This window comes from Humibacter ginsengiterrae, from assembly GCF_054780115.1.
In genome coordinates, this window is record NZ_BAAGWY010000008.1 from 37,937 (window position 1) to 56,080 (window position 18,144).

The 18,144-nt window shown below is 66.4% G+C and carries 19 protein-coding genes and 1 tRNA gene; 8 read left to right on the forward strand and 12 right to left on the reverse strand.

Translation table 11 applies throughout. The features are described 5' to 3' along the window. Window positions 1-2 precede the first annotated feature (2 nt). From ACYVII_RS11140 to ACYVII_RS11150, 3 genes are read right to left on the reverse strand one after another with little or no spacing between them, the layout of a single operon-like run. Window positions 3-986 carry a glycoside hydrolase family 43 protein gene (locus tag ACYVII_RS11140; protein ID WP_460534924.1) on the reverse strand — a complete coding sequence of 328 codons (984 nt, stop codon included), beginning with the start codon at window positions 984-986 and terminating at the stop codon, window positions 3-5. Then, the gene (locus ACYVII_RS11145) at window positions 983-2,857 is read right to left on the reverse strand and encodes an alpha-L-arabinofuranosidase C-terminal domain-containing protein (protein ID WP_460534925.1); all 1,875 of its coding nucleotides are present in this window, start codon (window positions 2,855-2,857) and stop codon (window positions 983-985) included. The genes ACYVII_RS11140 and ACYVII_RS11145 overlap by 4 nt, the downstream gene beginning before the upstream one ends. Next, window positions 2,854-3,804 (reverse strand): glycoside hydrolase family protein, encoded by a 951-nt coding sequence (locus ACYVII_RS11150; protein ID WP_460534927.1) that lies wholly within the window; start codon window positions 3,802-3,804, stop codon window positions 2,854-2,856. Before ACYVII_RS11150 ends, ACYVII_RS11145 begins: the two co-directional genes overlap by 4 nt. A gap of 108 nt (window positions 3,805-3,912) precedes the next feature. Between ACYVII_RS11150 and ACYVII_RS11155 the strand changes: the two genes are divergently transcribed. Beyond that, a complete protein-coding gene (locus tag ACYVII_RS11155; RefSeq protein ID WP_460534929.1) occupies window positions 3,913-4,917 on the forward strand; it encodes a LacI family DNA-binding transcriptional regulator in 1,005 nt (334 codons plus the stop codon). Window positions 4,918-4,946: 29 nt separating this feature from the next. Here the strand turns inward: ACYVII_RS11155 and ACYVII_RS11160 are convergent, their stop codons facing one another. The 4 genes from ACYVII_RS11160 to ACYVII_RS11175 all read right to left on the reverse strand — a co-directional run bounded on the left by ACYVII_RS11160 (window position 4,947) and on the right by ACYVII_RS11175 (window position 8,969). After that, a complete protein-coding gene (locus tag ACYVII_RS11160) occupies window positions 4,947-5,765 on the reverse strand; it encodes a carbohydrate ABC transporter permease (RefSeq protein ID WP_460534931.1) in 819 nt (272 codons plus the stop codon). Beyond that, window positions 5,762-6,712 carry a carbohydrate ABC transporter permease gene (locus tag ACYVII_RS11165; RefSeq protein ID WP_460534933.1) on the reverse strand — a complete coding sequence of 317 codons (951 nt, stop codon included), beginning with the start codon at window positions 6,710-6,712 and terminating at the stop codon, window positions 5,762-5,764. The genes ACYVII_RS11160 and ACYVII_RS11165 overlap by 4 nt, the downstream gene beginning before the upstream one ends. A 68-nt stretch (window positions 6,713-6,780) precedes the next feature. Next, window positions 6,781-8,010: an ABC transporter substrate-binding protein gene (locus ACYVII_RS11170; protein ID WP_460534935.1), complete on the reverse strand. Its 1,230-nt coding sequence runs from the start codon at window positions 8,008-8,010 to the stop codon at window positions 6,781-6,783. A gap of 77 nt (window positions 8,011-8,087) precedes the next feature. Then, complete coding sequence (locus ACYVII_RS11175; RefSeq protein ID WP_460534937.1) at window positions 8,088-8,969, reverse strand: glycoside hydrolase family protein; 882 nt, start codon at window positions 8,967-8,969, stop codon at window positions 8,088-8,090. A gap of 122 nt (window positions 8,970-9,091) precedes the next feature. On the opposite strand from ACYVII_RS11175, the gene ACYVII_RS11180 reads away from it, so the two are divergent. Both ACYVII_RS11180 and ACYVII_RS11185 read left to right on the forward strand, forming a co-directional pair. After that, window positions 9,092-9,967: a nucleoside hydrolase gene (locus ACYVII_RS11180; protein WP_460534939.1), complete on the forward strand. Its 876-nt coding sequence runs from the start codon at window positions 9,092-9,094 to the stop codon at window positions 9,965-9,967. 83 nt (window positions 9,968-10,050) lie between these two features. Further along, window positions 10,051-10,818: a TIM barrel protein gene (locus tag ACYVII_RS11185; protein WP_460534941.1), complete on the forward strand. Its 768-nt coding sequence runs from the start codon at window positions 10,051-10,053 to the stop codon at window positions 10,816-10,818. Between the two features lie 82 nt (window positions 10,819-10,900). On the opposite strand, the gene ACYVII_RS11190 is transcribed toward ACYVII_RS11185, so the two are convergent. After that, window positions 10,901-11,467 carry a TetR/AcrR family transcriptional regulator gene (locus ACYVII_RS11190; protein WP_460534943.1) on the reverse strand — a complete coding sequence of 189 codons (567 nt, stop codon included), beginning with the start codon at window positions 11,465-11,467 and terminating at the stop codon, window positions 10,901-10,903. A gap of 88 nt (window positions 11,468-11,555) precedes the next feature. Here ACYVII_RS11190 and ACYVII_RS11195 point away from each other — a divergent pair, with 88 nt between their 5' ends. Continuing rightward, a complete protein-coding gene (locus ACYVII_RS11195; RefSeq protein WP_460534946.1) occupies window positions 11,556-12,443 on the forward strand; it encodes a Rossmann-fold NAD(P)-binding domain-containing protein in 888 nt (295 codons plus the stop codon). A gap of 23 nt (window positions 12,444-12,466) precedes the next feature. On the opposite strand, the gene ACYVII_RS11200 is transcribed toward ACYVII_RS11195, so the two are convergent. Further along, window positions 12,467-13,054, reverse strand: a complete 588-nt coding sequence (locus ACYVII_RS11200) for a TetR/AcrR family transcriptional regulator (protein ID WP_460534949.1) — start codon at window positions 13,052-13,054, stop codon at window positions 12,467-12,469. 115 nt (window positions 13,055-13,169) lie between these two features. Between ACYVII_RS11200 and ACYVII_RS11205 the strand changes: the two genes are divergently transcribed. Next, window positions 13,170-14,243, forward strand: coding sequence for a saccharopine dehydrogenase family protein (locus ACYVII_RS11205; RefSeq protein WP_460534952.1), 1,074 nt, complete (start codon window positions 13,170-13,172; stop codon window positions 14,241-14,243). A 14-nt stretch (window positions 14,244-14,257) separates the two neighbouring features. On the opposite strand, the gene ACYVII_RS11210 is transcribed toward ACYVII_RS11205, so the two are convergent. After that, window positions 14,258-15,163 (reverse strand): SDR family oxidoreductase, encoded by a 906-nt coding sequence (locus ACYVII_RS11210; RefSeq protein ID WP_460534954.1) that lies wholly within the window; start codon window positions 15,161-15,163, stop codon window positions 14,258-14,260. A gap of 88 nt (window positions 15,164-15,251) precedes the next feature. Between ACYVII_RS11210 and ACYVII_RS11215 the strand changes: the two genes are divergently transcribed. Then, window positions 15,252-15,710 carry a MarR family winged helix-turn-helix transcriptional regulator gene (locus ACYVII_RS11215; RefSeq protein ID WP_460534956.1) on the forward strand — a complete coding sequence of 153 codons (459 nt, stop codon included), beginning with the start codon at window positions 15,252-15,254 and terminating at the stop codon, window positions 15,708-15,710. Window positions 15,711-15,777: 67 nt separating this feature from the next. On the opposite strand, the gene ACYVII_RS11220 is transcribed toward ACYVII_RS11215, so the two are convergent. Next, a complete protein-coding gene (locus ACYVII_RS11220) occupies window positions 15,778-16,455 on the reverse strand; it encodes a TetR/AcrR family transcriptional regulator (RefSeq protein ID WP_460534958.1) in 678 nt (225 codons plus the stop codon). Here ACYVII_RS11220 and ACYVII_RS11225 point away from each other — a divergent pair. Together ACYVII_RS11225 and ACYVII_RS11230 are read left to right on the forward strand one after the other, a co-directional pair. Beyond that, window positions 16,439-17,410: a zinc-dependent alcohol dehydrogenase family protein gene (locus ACYVII_RS11225; protein WP_460534960.1), complete on the forward strand. Its 972-nt coding sequence runs from the start codon at window positions 16,439-16,441 to the stop codon at window positions 17,408-17,410. The genes ACYVII_RS11220 and ACYVII_RS11225 overlap by 17 nt on opposite strands. A 130-nt stretch (window positions 17,411-17,540) precedes the next feature. Beyond that, complete coding sequence (locus tag ACYVII_RS11230) at window positions 17,541-17,996, forward strand: large conductance mechanosensitive channel protein MscL (RefSeq protein ID WP_460534962.1); 456 nt, start codon at window positions 17,541-17,543, stop codon at window positions 17,994-17,996. A gap of 44 nt (window positions 17,997-18,040) precedes the next feature. On the opposite strand, the gene ACYVII_RS11235 is transcribed toward ACYVII_RS11230, so the two are convergent. After that, window positions 18,041-18,125 (reverse strand) — tRNA-Ser (locus ACYVII_RS11235). Window positions 18,126-18,144: the final 19 nt, after the last annotated feature.

Here is an 18,144-nt window from a genome sequence, read left to right on the forward strand (position 1 = left end):
CCTCACAGGTACGCGGCGGCCAGGCGGTCCCACTCGCCGTCGCGCAGCGGCAGCACCACGCCGTGCTTGGTTCCGGTGGGCAGCGAGAACCCGTCGGCGGCGATGGGCGTCCAGTCCCCCGAGGCCAGGTCGTACGAGACGAGCGGAATGTAGCCCTGCGGGCTCACCGAATACTGATCCACCCAAAGGTGCCACTGACCGGTCGCGTGGTCCTGGAAGATCAGCGGGCCCTCGACGTCGTCGAAGAGGTCGTCCGCGATGCGCGTGGCGACGATCGAGAAGTCCTCGGCGAGGATGCCAGAGCCCACCTCCTGGAATACCTTGTCGGAGTCCGACAGGTCCCCGTCGTCTTTCGAGAACCGGTGCACCCTGCCTTCGTGGCGAACGATCGTCGTGTCGATGACCGAGCGTCCGCGATCGATCATGATTGTCGGTGCGCTGAACTCGCGGAAGTCCTCCGTCTCGGAGACGAGCACCCGGCTGTACGAGTCGGCACGATGGTCCGGATCGTCCTCCGAGTAGAGGTGCGACGACCAGTAGACCTGGAATCGCCCGCGCGCGGCGTCGAACGCCGCCTCAGGGGCCCACGCCATCCCCGCCGTCGGCGGAGCGACCTCCGCCAGCCACGGCTCGGTCCACTCGACCAGGTCGGCGGAGCGCCAGACCACGAGGTTCCTGCTCCCAACTCGCGTCCATTCCGACCAACCCAGGTCGTCGCCGCCCACAACGCGGAGGTCTGTGGCGATGAGATAGAACTCTCCGTCGCCGCGAACCAGGTAGGGATCGCGCACACCCGTCGTTCCCAGACGGGATTCGAGTACCGGCTCACCGTGATTCATCCGGGTCCAGCGCAGTGGCGTGTCCCCGTCGCTCAGGCTGAAGTAGACGCGTTCCCCGTGGCCGACCGGATCATCGACGAAGTGCACCAGCAGGTAACCGTAGGGCGCCGTGGCATGCCGCGGTTCGCCGGAAGATTCGCGGTTCATGGAAGCTCCTCGAATTCGAGAACGGTGAAGGAATAGGGCGGAACGGTGAAGGACGCCTCGAAGGATCCGAGGCTGCACTCTCGTGGAGAGAAGGGCGCCGGTTCGTGCAGCCGTCCGGCGCCGGGGTCGGGGCCGGCGAGTTCCGTGCGGCGCACCGGATGAAGCCCACGCTCCCCCGTGCGCCGGAGCACGATGCTCCGAGGCGAGGGAAGGGCATTCACGATCTTCACGAAGAGCCTGCGCGATAGCGAGTCCCTGACGGCCGAGGCGACGAATCCGTGCTCCTCCGGCGCCCGATCAAGCTGCTCGGTGAGCTCGTTGCCGTCACGGATGCAGGACACGGTTAGCGACGCGTCTCCGGTCGCGGTCGCATGCATCCGCTGCACGTGGTAGTTGAGACTCGGCATGACCCGACGATTGTCGAAGTAGATCAGGTCGGGCACCCACTGCGTATGGCCGGCCTTCGCGAGCAGCGGCGCATACGACGCCATATCGACAACGTCACCGTTGCGCTCGAGGCCCGACATGAATGCGGCTTCCGAGAGGGCGTTGAGCAGAGTGTTCCCCCGGCTGGCGTACTCGCCGACGTAGACCCGCGGGCCTTCCCGGGGGTACGAGTCGTAACGGTCGACGTTCTCGAAGAACCACTCGGGTGACTCGTACATGTGCTCGTCGACGAGGTCGATTCCCTGGTCTCTGGCGAACGACCAGCCGTCGTCGAAATCCGTGCCCGACGGGCTCGGTCCCGAGGTGCCGACGATGTGGATGCCCGGGTGTGCGGCGCGTACGGCCTGGGCGATTCTGTCGAGCCGGTCTCGGAAGAGATCGGTCTGCTCATCCTCGTTGCCGATCCCGAGGTACTCGAGCCCGAACGGCTCCGGATGCCCGTCACGAGCGCGCACCGATCCCCAGCGGCTTTCGGCGCTGCCGTTCGCCCACTCGATGAGGTCGAGCACGTCCTGGATATAGGCATCCATCTCGCCTTCGGGCACCGCGTGCTGGCCGCCGGGTGAGTTCTGGCAGCACACCCCGGCAGGGACGACGGGGAGCGGCTTCGCCCCGATGTCTTCGCAGAACTCGAAGTACTCGAGGTATCCCAGGCCCACGCTCTGGTGGTAGCCCCAGATGTTGAACTGCTCCTCGCGGTCTTCGACCGGTCCAAGGGTGGGCTTCCAGCGGTACAGGTTGGCCAGCCCGTAGCCGTGCGCCAGGCATCCGCCGGGGAATCGGAGGAAGCGCGGCCGGAGCTCCTCGATGGCCTCGGCGAGATCCCTCCGCAGCCCATTGCGTCGCCCGTGGAACGTGTCGAGCGGAAAGAGCGAGACGAACCGCAGCTCGATCGTCCCCGGCTCGGCGAGCGATATCCCGAAGTTGCCGTCACAGGTGGCGGACGCCGAGAGTTCGCCTTCGAGGCAGCGCCACGAGGCATCCGCGGTTCCGGCTTCGACCTCCGCTCGAACGGATGTCCCGTCCAGCACCGAAAGCCTGACGCCGTGCTGCAGGCCGTCGGCGGCGCGCGCGATCACCCGGTAGCGATAGCCGGCGCCTGCCACGAACGGGATGCGGTCGAACCCGTCGTTGACCAGGCGTGCGTCGGCGGACGTCGCCGCGAATACCACGGGAGCACCGGGCGAGGGCTGGGTGACGCTCGAGCTCTCCGGGTCGCCCAGGCGCCAGTGCGACAGCCCGTTCCAGCTCTCGCCCTCTGCGTTCGGGACGGGGTTCGCCTCGTAGCGGAAGGAGCGGTTCTGGATGAGTTCGGCGTAGAGGCCGCCGTCGGCGGCGTGGTTGAGGTCCTCGAGGAACGCTCCCCACAGATCCGTACTGATCGGTGTTCCGATCGCGGCGTCGTCGATCACCAGCGTCGTCATGCGACCCGGTCCACGGGGGTCAGCGCGAGCGGGGTGATGACATCGCGGTCCGCGCGGAGCGTACCATTCACGACGCTGAGTCTGGCCACCTGAATGGCACTGCTGCGTCTGTCGCGGTCACCGTCGCCGGGTTCGCCCTTCGGATGACTGAAGTAGAAGAGCACAGCGGTGTCACCTTCCGGGTCGTCCGCCTCGAGCACGACCACGTCCGCGTGGTGACCGACCGACCGGTCGAGCGGATGCCGCCCCGGCCGATCGAGAATCAGCCCACCATTGTGCGCTTGGCGTCTCCAACCGACGCCGTCCGAGGACCGGTAGACGCCGAGGCCCCGCCACTCGTCCACGATCAGCCAGAACCAGCCGGCGAACTCGAACACCTTCGGTCCCTCGTGGGGTGGAGAAGGGTCGATCGCCCGGCCTTCGACCTGCCAGTGGTCCAGGTCGTGGCTCACGGCCGACCACGTCGTCGAGCCGTCGCGCTCGTTCTTGTACCAGAGGCGCCAGTTCCCGTCGGCGCAGGGGGCGACCGCGGCGTCGATGACGCGCTCCGAGTCGAGCTCGATGGGTCCGACACGGCGCCAGCGGTCGAGGTCGGAGCTGCGGTACTCGACGATTCGCGCCGATGGACCGGCCCACCGGTCGGGCACGCCGTCCACGACGGTAACGTACATGCGGTATCCGTCCGGCGTGGCGATCACCTCGGGAGCCCAAAGGGTGTTGCCCGATTCGAGCCCCTGCGCCGTTCCCCGGTAGGCCCAGGTGCGACCGTCGTCGTCGGAGACCGCGACGCCGATCTCGGTACCGTGGACCCAGCGGTGCCCAGGTCCCTGATCGGTCGTTCGACGCTGGGTGTAGAACATCCACCAGGCCCCGGTCTCGAGGTTCTTCACCACAGTCGGGTCCGTCGCTCCGTCGTACACGGGGTCGCGGTAGACCGGTGCGCTCACCTGTTCCTCGTTTCCTGCAAGGACGCGGTCCGGCGTGCCGGGAAGCGTCGATGTATCGTTATAAACTTTCGATCGGAATGCACTGCTGCGGCAGGAAGGGAGTCGTCGATGGTCACCATTCGCGACATCGCCAAGGCCGCCGGTGTATCACCCATGACGGTGTCGAACGTGCTGAACAGTCGCCCGCACGTCAAGGAATCCACCCGCGCGAAGGTTCTCCAGACCATCGACGAGCTCGACTATCGCGTCAACGTCGCCGCCCGCAACCTGCGTCGCGGCCGTACGCACACGATCGGGCTGGCCGTCCCCGAGGTCGACCGACCCTACTTTGGCCAATTCGGCGCCGCCGTCATCGAGCAGGGACAACGGCACGGGCTGCACGTGGTCATGGAACAGACCGGACGTTCCAGGGAGAACGAGCTCAACGCTCTGGCGCTCTCTCGCCTGCGCATGTACGACGGGCTCATCCTGAGTGCAGTCGGGCTGGGCGAGGCGGATGTCGACCTGCTGCGCGTCGACTTTCCTGTCGTCATCCTCGGCGAGCGCATTTTCCAGGGGCCGGTCGATCACGTCGCCATGCCGAACGTCGATGGCGCGCGCGCCGCCGTGAGGCATCTGGTGGATCGCGGATGCCGTCGCATCGTGGCACTCCACGGTGAACTGGGTGCCGCGACCGACGTGTCGACGCTCCGCCACGAGGGATACCGGCTGGCCCTCGAGGATGCCGGGTTGCCCGAGGATCCCGAGCTCACGGTGATCGTGGAGGACTTCTCCCTGGAGCGCGCCGCCGCCGCGATGCGGCGCATCGTCGCTGAGGGGATTCGCTTCGACGGCCTGTTCTGCGTGACGGACTACGTGGCGCTCGGCGCCGTCCGCGGGCTGAAGGATGCCGGCCTCACCGTTCCCAGTGACGTGAAGGTGATCGGCTTCGACGACGTCGACATCAGCAGTTACCAGACGCCTTCGCTCTCCAGCGTCAATCCTTCGCACGAAGTGATGGCGACCAAGGCTGTCGACCTCCTGGTGCGACGGATCGACGGTGACATCCGTGCCCCCGAGGAGTTTACGAGCCCGTACTCGGTGATGGCGCGCGAGTCGACGGCGGCCGGCTGAACGACGATTCTCCGCGAGACCCGGTGCGGTCATCCCTTCACGCTGCCGTTGACGAGGCCGCTCACGATCTGCCGCTGGGCGACGATGAAGAAGACGATCATCGGGACGAGCACGATCACGGTCAGCGTCATGAACGTCGGCCAGTCCGTCGTGAACTGCCCAACCGCCGTATAGACCTGCAGTACCAGCGTCTGCTTGTCGGGCGAGTTAATAAAGACGTTGGGCGTGATGAAGTCGTTCCACACCCACATTGTCTGGAAGACGCCGACCGTGACCAGGATGGGTCGGATCAGCGGTAGCGCGATGGACCAGAACACGCGGAAAGCGCCTGCTCCGTCGATGCGCGCGGCCTCGAACAGATCGGCGGGAATCGTCCGCATGTAGCCGAGGATGAGGAAATAGCAAAAGATCGATCCTGCCGCGTACATCACGATGAGGCCGTTGAGCGAGTCGACCAGTTGCACGCCGGCGAGCATCCGGTAGAGCGGAATCAGGGTGGCCTGCCCCGGCACCACGAAGGCGATGACGAGGATGATCCCGAGCACGGTCGCGAACCGCGCCTTGCCGATCAGTACCCCGAACGCGGCCATCGCGCCGATCAGCAGCATCAGCACGATCGAGATGACGGTGACGTACAGCGTGTTGAAGAACGCTTGCACGATGGGCAGCGTCTCGAACACGCGGATGTAGTTGTCGAGGTTGAAGGAGGTAGGCGGCGCCAGCGGGTGGGCGGTGGTCTGCGCCTGTGTCTTCAGCGTGTTGACGATGACGTAGTAGAACGGCAGGGCAACGACGCACGCGATGGGGATCATCACGATGCTGAGGATGATGCCTCGGCTCTGTCTCATGAGAAGCGCTCCTCGAGTCGGCGCGAGATGAACAGCTGCAGCAGGATCACCAGTCCGACCGCGATCAGGAAGAGCACGCTCAGTGCGGATGCCTTGCCGACCTGAGACTGGGCGATGCCGTTCTCGATGATCGCCTGCGTCAGCGACCTGGTCGCGAAGCCCGGCCCGCCGTGGGTCAGCGTGTAGGGCAGGTCGTAGACCTTGATGCCACCGGTGAGCAGCAGCAGGCTGCTGATCGAGATCGCCGGCGTCAGCATCGGCAACGTGAGGAAGCGGAACTCCTGCCACCGGCCTGCACCGTCGATGCGAGCAGCCTCGAACATGTCCTTCGGGATCGACTGCAGGTAGGCAAGGTAGAGCATGGCGTGCCATCCGGTCTGCGCCCATACGGCCACGACGATGACGCACAGCTGAGCCAGCGTCTCGTTGGCCAGCCACGGAACGGCCGGGATGCCGAACCAGCCGAGCACGGAGTTGACCACGCCTGAGCCGAGTGGGCTGAAGATGAAGGTCCACACGAGCCCGAGGATCGCAACGCTCGGCACGGCGGGAAAGAAGAACACGCTGCGCACGAAGCCACGACCGAAGAACCGATTGTTCAGGATGACCGCCAGCGGTATGGCGAATAACGTCACCAGCAGGGTGGTGCTGATGGCGTAGAACAGCGTGAACCCGAGGGCCGACAGCATCGAGGGGTCGGACCAGATCGAGAGATAGTTCCGCAGCCCGACGAAGCTGACCTCATCGGAGTATCCGTTGTAGTTCGTGAAGCTCCAGTAGAGCGACTGCGCCAACGGCACGACGTAGAGCGCAACGAAGACGATGATGATCGGCACGACGAACCAGTACGCCGCGAACCTGTCGCGAGCGCGTCGCCGCTTGGGGCGGATGGCGCGCTGGACTGCGGACCGCACGTCCGGTGGCGCGAGAACGGTGGTGTCGGCCATGACACCTTCCTTCCTGGTCGAAGTCCTGGGGCCGTTCCGCAGCAAGCGGACGACCCCGGGATGACCCGTCACTTGACGGACTGGAGTTCGGTGTCCATGCCCTTGGCGAACTGCTCGGGCGTGATCTTGCCGAGGATGTTCTGCTGCATCAGCGAGACCGACGTCGTGCTCAGCACGTCGGAGTTCGTCGGCCAGCTCACGGCCGGCAGGTAGAAGTCGCCCTTGCGAACGGGATCGACCATCTTCGCCAGCGACGCATCGACGACCGGCGTGAAGTCCTTCGTAGTCATAATCGTGCCGGTCTCCTTGTTGTAGATCTGCGCGGCCTTCTTCGACTGCAGGAACTCGACCCACTTCTCCGCCGCCTGCGGATCCTTTGCCTTGGCGTTGATCGCATAGCCGGGCGAGACAGCTCCCGCCCAGTACGGGGTGCCGTTCGCTCCGGGAACCGGCCAGAACTCGAACTTCATGTCGGGCGCTGCCTGACGGATGCCGCCGGGCGTCCACGAGCCGGTGCCGATCATGGCGACCTTGCCCTGGTTGAACTCCTGCTGCACCTGGTCACCGGTCAGGCCGGCGACCGAGCGCGACTCCAGGCCCTGGTCGAAGAGCTCGTTCCAGGTCTTGAGCGCCGGCGTCCACGACTTCACGAACGTTGACTTGTCCGCCCAGATGTCGGCATCCATCTTCCCGCCGTCCGTCTGGTTCTGGATGCCGAGCAGCGCTGCCAGCGTGACTGGGATGCCGTCGCCCGCCTCGTAGAACGGGGTGATTCCGGCATCCTTCAGCTTCTTGCACAGGTCGAGGAACTCCTGCCAGGTCTTCGGCTGGCCGGTGTAGCCCACCTTGCCTAGAAGGCCTTCGTTCACGAGGATTCCGCCGCCCCAGGACGAAGTGGCTGCTCCGTAGATCTTTCCGTCCTTGGTGTAGGTGGCCTTGGCCGCCGTGGCGAGGTTGGAGATCCAGGATTCTTGGGACAGGTCCTTCGCGAAATGCCCGTCCATGATCTGCTGTTTGTTCTCGGCCGTGATGATGAAGACATCCGGTGCCGTGCCGGAGCCCAGCTCTGTCTGCAGCTTTTGGATGTACCCGGTCACGGGCTGCGCGAACGAGAACTTGACCGTGTAGCCCGGGTTCTCCTTCTGGAACTCCGTGATCAGCGGTTGCATCGTCGTCTTGTTATCCCAGGACAGGAACGTGACAGTCCTCGATCCGGTGTCGTTGCCGGGGCTCGAACATCCGGCGAGGGCGGCGCCGACAAGCGCGGCGGCCGCGGTGACGGCAACCGCCCTAGCCACCGTTCGGCGCTGGACGGGGCGTTGAAGATGAGATCTCAGCGACATTGCTTTCTTCTTTCTCTGAGGTGTTCGGGGATTCAGGGGGTGCGTGTCTCGATGACGCGGATGGAATCCGGCCCCGGCCTCACTGGGGCGAGGTCACCGGAGGGGAGATGTACGAGGGGGTCGATGACGATCTCGCGGTGGTACCCGTCGCCACCAGGTATGGCGAAGCGGTGGTAGGCGATGAGCCAGCGGTCAAATCCCGGCAAACGCAGGATGGAGTGGTGTCCGGTGGCGAGCACGCCGTCGTCGGGCGATTGCTCGAGCAGCACGCCCCGTTCGCGCCACTCACCGGTAAGCCTGCCCGCGGTGGCCCACCGAACGCGATACGACGGATCCCGCGTGTCGTTCTCCGACCACGTGAGGTAGTAGACATCGCCGCGGCGATGGACGTGCGCAGCCTCGCGAAAGGTGGGATGCCGCCACTCGACGACCGAGCCGGGATCGATGGAGACCATGTCGTCGTTCAAGCGCGCGATGTGAGCGACACCGTTGCCCCAGACGAGGTACGACGAGCCGTCGTCGTCCGTGAAGACGGAGGGATCAATCGCGCGGCCGCTGTATGCATCCCTGGCGACCAGAGGCTTGCCGGAGTCGGCGAACGGTCCCGTGGGGGTGTCCGCGACGGCGACTCCGATGTTGTCGTCCGCGCTGTAGTAGAGGAAGAATCGACCGCCCTTCTCCGCTACTGCTGGCGCCCACGCGTTCTTCGTGGCCCATGAGACGTCGCGGCCGAGCCGGAGGATCTCGCCACGATCGACCCAGTGCTCCAGATCGTCGGATTCGAGAACATGGAAGACATCCGTGTTCCAGCCGTCCTTGCCGTCTGTCGTCGGATACAGATAGAACTTCTCGCCGAAGGCGACCAGGGCGGGATCCGCATAGTACGTGTGGGCGCTCGTCGCGTTCTCGGTCACGCTCACTCCTCGCGTCTTCGCCGGCCGGACCAATTTGTATCGATACAGGAACTGGTTCGTGTATCGTTACATAGGACACGGCGAATCGCAAGTGAGTTTCGACGACGCTCTAGGGTGTGTGGATGAGACGCCGACTGATCATCGATTCGGACGCCAAGAACGAGGCGGACGACCAGTTCGCGATCGTGCACGCGCTGCTCTCGCCGAGCCTCGACATCGCGGGGATCATCCCGGCCCACTTCGGCGACGCCCGAAGCCCGCACAGCATGCGTGACAGCCGTGACGAGGTCGACCTCCTCCTCCGGCTGCTCGAGCGCGACGACATCGTGGTGGCCGACGGCGCCGAGCATCGTCTTCCGGATGAACGGACTCCTGTCGACTCCGCGGGCGCCCGGCTCATCATCCGCGAAGCACACGAGCCCGGCCGGTTGTTCGTCATCTTCCTCGGGCCGCTCACCGACATGGCCAGCGCACTCCTGCTCGATCCGACGGTCGCCGACAACCCGGAGCTGACGGTGGTGTGGATCGGCGGAACGCCGTACGACGACATCACCGGCGGGGAGCTGCGGGGTGAGTTCAACCTGAGCAACGACGTGGCTGCGGCCAACGTCGTCTTCCAGTCCGGGCTCCGTGTCTGGCAGATACCCATGACGGTGTACCGGATGGTCGGGGTCGGCTACGCCGAACTCGACGAGAAGGTTGCGCCTTACGGCGAGCTCGGTTCGTATCTCGTACGACAGCTCAAGGAGTTCAACGCCGCCAACGTGGATCCGGAGATCGAGTACCGCTCCCTCGGCGACTCGCCCGCCGTGAGCGTGGTTCTCAACCCCGACGGAGCGGTCTGGCGGCATCGGCCGGTGCACGTCTTCGGAGCCGACGCCCGGATGACCAACGTGATCGTCGAGGGCCGGTCGGTTCGCGTGGCCGAAAGCGTGGACGTGAGATTCCTGCTCGAGGACATGTTCGCGAAGATCAAGGCCCACGCCGCGCAGCGCTGAGCACGGCAAAAGTGGCAAACGGTTGTCGTGCGGGTCGCGCCCTGCTGAACTGACCCCATCACGCCACCGAAGGAAGGTTTGCTGTGCCATTCTCCGCGTTCGGAGTCATCACCGATGCCGCCCGCACCGGCGCCGCGTTCGCGGCGGGCGTCGACTACGTCGAGCCCACGATCGTGGACAACGTGATCGTGCCGGACGGCGACGGGTGGCGCCTGTCGGATGCCTACCGCGGCAGGCGGCATCCGTCATTCGCCGTTCTGGTTCCCGGCAGCGTGCCGCTCATCGGGATCGAGAGCAGGCTCGATGAGGCTCGGCGCTATTTCGATGCCGTCTTCTCGCTCCTCGGCGAGGTGGCCGAGCCCGGCGCCAAGGTCGTCTTCGGATCCGGTCGCTCCCGTACGGCACCGGATGGACTTGCCCACGAAGCGGCGCTGGAGCAACTCGCCGACGTCGTGCGCGCGGCACGCGACGCGGCCGCCGCGGCCGACTTGCGCGTCATGCTGGAGCCGTTGAACACCGGCGAGACGAACCTCATCAACTCGATCGGCGAGGCATCGGAGTTCCTCGATGCTTTCGAGATCGCGAACGTCCCCGTCGTCGCCGACCTGTACCACATCGTTCTCGAGCAGGAACCGCTGGACTCGATCATCCGGCACGCCGCGAAGATCGGGCATGCGCACATCGCCGACAGCGGTCGACGCTATCTCGGCACCGGCGATTGGCCGTGGTGCGAGTTCCTTGCGACCCTTCAGCGGGCCGGGTATGACGGCAGCGTCTCACTCGAGTGCAACTGGGGCCCGGACTTCGAAACCGAAGTGCGGGCATCCGTCGACCTGCTGCGCGCCGCCTGACTCCCTCGCCGCGCATTCCGCTGTCCCGAATCGCGGATTCGGTTGACGGACACCCGCAATTCGCGACAGCTGAATCACGGGGTCAGCGGGACCGCGCGGCGCGGATGCCCTCCAGCAGCAGCTCCACGTGCCTGCGCCAGTTGCGGCCGCGGGTCATGTTGGCCATGGCCCCGCGGGTCAAGAGAACGAAGTCCGTACTCGCGATGTCGTCGCGGAGGTACCCCGCGTCGATGGCGCGACCGAGGATGCGCTCGACGATCACGCCGAACTGCTCCTTCTCGGCGTTGATCTCCTGCCAGTCCGGCTCCTCTGCACCGAGCACGGCCAGGCGGTAGGCGGCATCCGTCTCGGCCGTCTCCAGATAGCCGAGAAGTAGAGCGCGGAAGGACTCTCCCGGATCCTCGACCTGCTCCGCCGCCCGCGCTACCGCAGTCATCGCCTCGAAGCGACTGCCCACGATGGCCGCGAGCAGGGCTTTCTTGTCGGAGAAGTGCCGGTAGAGCGTCCCGACGCCGACGCCTGCGCGCTCTGCGATCTCGTCGATCTGCACCACGTCGCCGCGCTCGGTGAAGAGGTCGCGCGCTGCGTCGAGGATGGCCCGGCGATTGCGCCGGGCGTCGGCGCGCATACGCACTTCGGCTTCGGTCATGACTCAGCAGATTACTTGACGGAATGCGGTCGTGCGCACATAATCGGAACCGGAACTCAGATTCCGTTTATCGAGGAGGTTCATCCGAATGATCGTGGTCACCGCTCCCACCGGGCAGATCGGCAGCAAGCTCGTGCGCGAGCTACTCGAGCGAGGGAGCGACGTTCGAGTCGTCGTGAGGGATGCCTCGCGACTCGATGAAGACGTACGCGACCGCGTCGAGGCGGTCGAGGGGTCGCACGGCGATTCCGCCGTACTCGACGAGGCGCTCGCCGGAGCAGATGCGCTGTTCTGGCTGGTTCCGCCGAACCCGGCGGCGCCGAGCACTCGGGAGCACTATCTCGCCTTCGCCCGTGTCGCCTCGCAGGCCATCGCCCGCCACAAGGTGGGACACGTCGTCGGCGTCTCGAGCGCCGGGCACGGCTGGCCGAAGCCCGCCGGCGTTCTCTCTTCGGCGTTCGCCATGGATGCCGAGCTGCGCACATCCGGAGCCGCATATCGGGCCCTGAGCATGCCGTTCTACCTGGAGAACCTGCTGCGGCAGCTCGACGGCATCCTCTCCCGCGGCTCCTTCGCACTGACGGGATCGGCCGAGGCGCCCATGCCCACCGTCGCCACGCGCGATATCGCCCACACGGCGGCCGACCTGCTCACCGATCTGAGTTGGTCCGGTCAGGACGACCTGCCCGTCTTCGGTCCGGATCACCTCAGCCCAGACCAACTGGCCGGCGTCATGAGCGAGGAGCTCGGCCGAGCGGTCGCGTACCAGCGCCTGGCCATCGACGAGTACGCGGGCATGCTGCGCTCCGCCGGCGCACCCGAACAGCAGGTGATCGAGAGCATCCAGACCTTCACGGCAGCCGACGAGGGCATCTACGACGCGGACTGGGCTCGCGCAGTGCCGACCGCGACCGACTTCCGCACGTGGTGCCGGGAGGTGCTGGTGCCCGCCGCGTCCGCGCGAGCGGCCGCATGATGACCGCGCGGTGCATTCGTTGGTCAGCGGCCGTGGGCCAAGTGGCGGTCGCCGTCGAGAGCGTCACGTAGCACGGCGAGGTTCTCGAGGACCAGGTCGCTGAGCGCTCTTCCGTCGTCGGCATCGATCCACTCCGCCAGAGACACCTCGAAGACGTTGGCCGTCGTGTCAGCCAGGAGTGTTGCCGTGCGCGCCGGAACTCCCCGCTCAAGAAGGCCATCCCGGATCGCTTCGGCGATCTCGGCCCGCTTGCGGAGGCTGCGTTCTCGCAAACCGGGGTCGGAGAGGACGATCGCGCTGCGGCGCCGGATCTTGTCGCGCTGGTGCTCCAGTTCCTCGTCCGAGAACCGGCGGATGCTCTCGACGATGAGCTCGATCGGCGAAAGATCGGCGGGCGCGTCGGCGAACATGCTCCGGACGAGCGCCGGGAACTGGTCGTCCGCATAGATGACCTCGCGCTTGTCGGCGAAGTAGCGGAAGAACGTGCGCGTCGTGAGGCCCGCCCGCTCCGCGATCTGCGGCACGGTAGTGGCCGCGAAACCCTGCCGCTCGAAGAGCTCGAGCGCTGCAGCCTCGAGTCGTTCGCGAGCATCCGGGCGCCATCGACTCATGTCATCAGCCTACGTGATGACACTGCATGTCATTGCGTGTACAGTGACGACATGCAGTGTCATCACTTGATCGAAGAACAGTCTGGCGCGAACCGATCGCGGAAGGGAGCGTGGGATGCCTGAGTCGGTATGGATCCTCGGTGCGAACGGGCGAACGGGCAGCGCAGTCGCCCGCCTGATGGCGGCTCGCAACATCGCCACCGTGCTCGTCGGACGCAACGCCTCACGACTCGAGGCGCTCGCGAAAGAAGCGGGCACCGGCGTGGTCGCCGCCGCCGGCCTCGACGATATGGCCGCAGCCATCCGACGTGATCGACCGGGAGTCGTCCTCAACACGGTCGGGCCATTCTCAGCGACGGCGCCGACGATCATCGACGCCTGCATCGCCGCCGGAAGCCACTACGTCGACCTGGGCAACGACATGGGCTCGGTGCCGGCTGTGCTCGATCGCAACAGGGACGCCGCGGCTGCGGGCGTGACCCTCGTCACGGGCGCCGGGTTCGGCGCCGCGGCCACCGAGTGCGTCGCCGTGCGAGTCTGCGCCGGGATGCCGCCGGCCGCGAGAGTGCGCACAGACATGGTCCCCTCGCTCGCGATCGAGGAGGGCACACTCGGCGAGGCCTTCGCGGCGACACTGCTCCACGGCATGCCCGGTGTCCCCGGCGGCCGGTACCGGGCTCGCCGTGTCGCGCGCGGCCGCGTCGTGTCCGCCGGCATCGGCAGTCGGCCACGGGCGCTGACGACACCTGATGGAGACACGGTACGGACGGGTCTCATGCCGCTCGGCGAGCTCGAGGCCGCACGGCGCGCATCCGGGTCACCCGAAGTCGAGGCAGCATCGTCCGAGGCTCCCTCCGGCCCCGTTCGCGCGCTCTTCCCTCTCGCCGAGGTCGCCCTTCGGATCGGTCCATTGCGCCGCGCGCTGATTCACCGGGTCGCGGCCGTGCACACGAGCTTCCGACCACGGCCGAGGGAATACTCCTGGGCGCACGCACGGGTCGAGTGGGCGAACGGCCAGATCAAGGAAGGCTGGCTGCGGCTGGGCGATGCGAGCGATGCGACGGCACGCTTCGCCGCAGAGGTGACCGCCCGGCTTGCTGAGGAGAGAGGCGAGCCGGGCGCCTTCACGCCGGCCGCGCTGTTCGGACCGGGACTCGCAGAGGCCTGCGGCGGCCAGTACGTGGAGTGACGCTGGGTCTCTCGTCACGCTCGCCCCGACTCGTCGGGCACGGCGTTGCGCAGGTCGTCGAGGAGGCTGGGCCCGGTGGGGCGCCAGTCCAACTCCCCGGCGGTCCAGGTACCGGATGCGGGCAGGTCGAGCCCCGCAAGCTGAGCGAGCCATCCGAAGTACCCGGCAGCGTCTTCGGGCGCCAAGGAGGCCACGGGGAGGTGCAGGGTTTCGCCGATCGCTTCGGCGATCTCGCGCAATCGCACGCCCTCTTCGGCGACAGCGTGATACCGCATTCCCTGCCGGCCGCGCTCCAGCGCGAGCCGGAACAGCCGCGCGGCATCCGTGACATGCACTGCGGGAACACGGTTGCTGCCATCGCCGATGTAGGCGACGCTGCCGCGCTCGCGTGCGAGGCGGATGTGCCAGCGCATCCGTCCTTGCCGTCGGGTGTCGTGGACCTGCGGCAGACGCACGATCCTGACGTCGAGACCGTTCTCGATGAGCGCCTCGGCCGCCTCTTCGGAGGCGGCCCGCGCAACGACGGACGACGGCTCGTGCGGATCGCTCTCGACGACCGCAGCGCCCGGTCGCGCCCGCACCAAGCCTGTTCCGGAGGTGACGATGAGCGGACGGTCGGTGCCGGCGAGGGTCTCTCCGAGTGCAGCTATGACCATCCGATCGTTCTCGCTCGGTTCGGCTGAATCCGGATGCTCGTGGTCGAACGCCGTGTGCACGACCGCCTCCGCATCATCGGCGGCGACACGGAGTCGGGGCAGGTCGTTCACGTCGCCGAGGAACGGCGTCGCGCCCGCTGCCCTGAGTCGCTCCGCCCCCGCTTCCGATCGGCTGAGTCCCACGACGTCGTGCCCTGCGTCTCTGAGGTCGGTGACCAGGTGACTGCCGATGAATCCTGTCGCGCCTGTGACGAACACTCGCATGATTGCTCCTTTGATCTGTGTCCAACCCTGTTCAAGCACAAGTCCTTGTGTTCACAGGGGCTGGAATCCAAATCCGTATAATCGCGATATGAGTCGAAGATCCGTCGCAGACGATCGCGACTGGCGCCCCTCGATGCCAGAACTGCTTCGCGGGCGGCTTCGTGAATTGAGCGTTCTCGTGGAGCAGCGCGGCGAAGACGCACTGGCGGAGTCGCCGCTGTCGTTGCCGTTGAACCATCTGCTCGACGCGGTCGTGAGGGAGCCGGGGATCACCGTGACCACGATCGCCGCCGGCCTCGGCAAGAGCCAGCAGGCCATGAGCCAGGCCGCCGACCGACTCGAGCGGCTGGGTCTGATCGAGCGCCGAGTCGGGGCGGGTCGCTCCGTTGCTCTGCACCCGACAGATGCTGGAAAGGCGGCATCCGCCGACGGTGTCGAACGAGAGCTCGCGTCAGAACAACGGATCCGCACCACGCTCGGCCCTCAGCGGTACGACGCGCTGATCGCGCTTCTCGCGGAGGCGCGCGACGCGCTCCGGGCCGGCTGACGTGTTCCCCATAGCCACGCGTCGGCTCGATGGACGCGCTGCGGCCCGGTCACCGGCCGCGGGAGAACTAACGGTTGCGCGCATCACTGAAGGCGTCGATCACCAGCTCGGCGAACCGTTGCGCCTGCGACGTCTTGGTTCGCGTCCCGTCCGGACCCAGAACTCGACCTGCACGCAACACGAGGACGAGGTCGTCGACCACGAAGTCCGAACGTAGGCGACCGCTACGCTGTGCACGGCGAGCCAGTCCCCTCAGCATGCGAAGCAACTCCCGGCGGTGCTCCACGAGCGGACCGGAAGAAGGTTGGGTCGCGGTGAACTCATCGACGAAGCCTCGATTCTCCGCGTTCAACTCGATCAAACCTTGCACCGCCCTGACAAAACCTCGCCAGGGGTCCGAGTCGTCGCAGGCATCCACGACGATCTGCCGACAGGCCCGTAGCTCGATGTCGAACGCTTCGTCGATCACGGCTTGCTTCGTGGGAAAGCGGCGGTAGAGCGTCGCCGGGCCGACTCCCGCCTCACGTGCGATCTCGCGCATCCCGATGCCCACACCGCGCTCGGCGAACAGGCGCCGCGCCGCCGTCAGGATGCGATCTCGGTTGTCTTGCGCATCCGAACGTAGTCGGGGCATCTCCGCACTCATTCGTCTCACTTCGCTCAACCGGACGGCGGCGTCCACTACCGTCCTCATCGTATCGGCGACGAGACGGACGACAGGAGATACGGTGCGGGCGGTCAGCATCCAGCGATTCGGAGACGCGAGCGGCATGAAGGTCGTGGACATCCCCATTCCCTTGCCAGGGGCGGGCCAGGTGGCGCTGCGAACGGAAGCGATCGGTATCGGCGGCGTCGACGTCGTCATCCGCCGAGGAACGCTCGGGTCGTCGTATCCGCAGGGTATGGTCCCCGGCAGCGAGGTCGCCGGTGTCATCACGTCTGTCGGTTGCGGCGTCGATACCGAGTGGGTCGGCCGACGGGTGTGGGCCTTCACCGGCACGAGCGGCGGGTATGCCGAACACGCAGTTGCGCAGCTCGAAGACGTCACCCCGCTCCCGTCCGGGCTTTCCTCGATCGACGCGGTCACGCTGGGCAGCGCGGCCACCGTCGCGCACTTCGCGCTGGCGCACGCGCGCTTCGCCGCCGGTGAGCGCATACTGGTCCGCGGCGCGGCAGGAAGCATCGGGATCGCCGTCGTCGAGCTGGCGGCGCACGTCGGGGCGAGTTCGATCGCGGTGACAACGGCATCCGCCGAGCGCGGCCGGCGACTTCGCGCCCTCGGCGCCACGCACGTTCTGGACCGCGCCGGAGCCGGCGATCCGAACGCAGCCGAGATGTTCGACGTGATCATCGATATCGTCGGAGGACAGCAACTGCCCGCGTTCCTTGACCGACTCGCACCTAATGGGCGACTGGTGCTGGTCGGAGCCGTTGCCGGGTTTCCGCCGCCGGATTTCGGAATGTCGCTGATGCGCGCATTCCAGCAATCGCGGTCTTTTGCAACATTCAGCCTGGCGACGGTGCCCGTCCATGAACGCAACGCAGTCCGGGCAGATCTGCTCGAGGCGGCTTCCCGTGGCGAGCTCTCTGCGATCGTGCACGACGTGCTTCCGCTGGCGCACGCGGCGGAAGCTCACCGCCGGATGGACGATGGAACCGTCTTCGGAAGGATCGTGCTCGATCCCCGTACCGGCCGGTGAGCCGAGCGGCACCGGAAAATGACGACCCGGGCGCGAAATACCGGCATCGGCCTCATTACGCTACTACGCTCAAAAGGCCAGGTCCCGCGGAATTCTGGCGCTTGAAGAACACGTCCCAAAGGGGGGAAACATGTTTCGAGGATTCAAAAACTTCTTGATGCGTGGTGACGTGATCGTCGTCGCAGTCGGCCTGGTGGTTGCACTCGCATTCAGCACGCTGATCGCCGCATTCACGACAAACATCATCAACCCGCTCGTCGCAGCCGCGCAGGGCGGCAAGACGTCGCCAGGGCTGGGCTGGCAACTGGTCTCCGGCGGCGGCAATGGCACGTTCCTGAACCTGGGAGCGTTCATCTCCGCGATCATCTACTTCATCATCTTCATGCTCGTCGTGTACTTCGTGATCGTCGTCCCCTACCGAGCCGTGATGAAGCGCCAGGGAAAGACCGTGTTCGGTGACCCGACGCCCACAGCCACCTGCCCGTCGTGCCTCTCCGACGACCTACCCCTGGCGGCCACCGCGTGCAAGCACTGCGGCCGCGACGTCCCGGCCAGCGACGCGGGCGCACCAAGCCGGCGTCACTGAACCGCCATCGGCGGAAGCGCGTTCTGATCCGGTCTATTCCTCTGCGGAGGGCGTGGGATTCGAACCCACGAGGCGTTTCCGCCCACTGGTTTTCAAGACCAGCTCCATCGGCCGCTCGGACAGCCCTCCAGCCGCCGAGTCTACCGAG

What these genes read in the sequence shown, in the direction of transcription:
- ACYVII_RS11155 (WP_460534929.1), top strand. Translation starts at nt 3,913, where the DNA reads ATGGTCACCATTCGCGACATCGCCAAGGCCGCCGGTGTATCACCCATG.
- ACYVII_RS11190 (WP_460534943.1), bottom strand. Translation starts at nt 11,467, where the DNA reads ATGACCGAAGCCGAAGTGCGTATGCGCGCCGACGCCCGGCGCAATCGC.
- ACYVII_RS11200 (WP_460534949.1), bottom strand. Translation starts at nt 13,054, where the DNA reads ATGAGTCGATGGCGCCCGGATGCTCGCGAACGACTCGAGGCTGCAGCG.
- ACYVII_RS11180 (WP_460534939.1), top strand. Translation starts at nt 9,092, where the DNA reads ATGAGACGCCGACTGATCATCGATTCGGACGCCAAGAACGAGGCGGAC.
- ACYVII_RS11165 (WP_460534933.1), bottom strand. Translation starts at nt 6,712, where the DNA reads ATGGCCGACACCACCGTTCTCGCGCCACCGGACGTGCGGTCCGCAGTC.
- ACYVII_RS11210 (WP_460534954.1), bottom strand. Translation starts at nt 15,163, where the DNA reads ATGCGAGTGTTCGTCACAGGCGCGACAGGATTCATCGGCAGTCACCTG.
- ACYVII_RS11160 (WP_460534931.1), bottom strand. Translation starts at nt 5,765, where the DNA reads ATGAGACAGAGCCGAGGCATCATCCTCAGCATCGTGATGATCCCCATC.
- ACYVII_RS11140 (WP_460534924.1), bottom strand. Translation starts at nt 986, where the DNA reads ATGAACCGCGAATCTTCCGGCGAACCGCGGCATGCCACGGCGCCCTAC.
- ACYVII_RS11230 (WP_460534962.1), top strand. Translation starts at nt 17,541, where the DNA reads ATGTTTCGAGGATTCAAAAACTTCTTGATGCGTGGTGACGTGATCGTC.
- ACYVII_RS11195 (WP_460534946.1), top strand. Translation starts at nt 11,556, where the DNA reads ATGATCGTGGTCACCGCTCCCACCGGGCAGATCGGCAGCAAGCTCGTG.
- ACYVII_RS11145 (WP_460534925.1), bottom strand. Translation starts at nt 2,857, where the DNA reads ATGACGACGCTGGTGATCGACGACGCCGCGATCGGAACACCGATCAGT.
- ACYVII_RS11205 (WP_460534952.1), top strand. Translation starts at nt 13,170, where the DNA reads ATGCCTGAGTCGGTATGGATCCTCGGTGCGAACGGGCGAACGGGCAGC.
- ACYVII_RS11215 (WP_460534956.1), top strand. Translation starts at nt 15,252, where the DNA reads ATGAGTCGAAGATCCGTCGCAGACGATCGCGACTGGCGCCCCTCGATG.
- ACYVII_RS11220 (WP_460534958.1), bottom strand. Translation starts at nt 16,455, where the DNA reads ATGCTGACCGCCCGCACCGTATCTCCTGTCGTCCGTCTCGTCGCCGAT.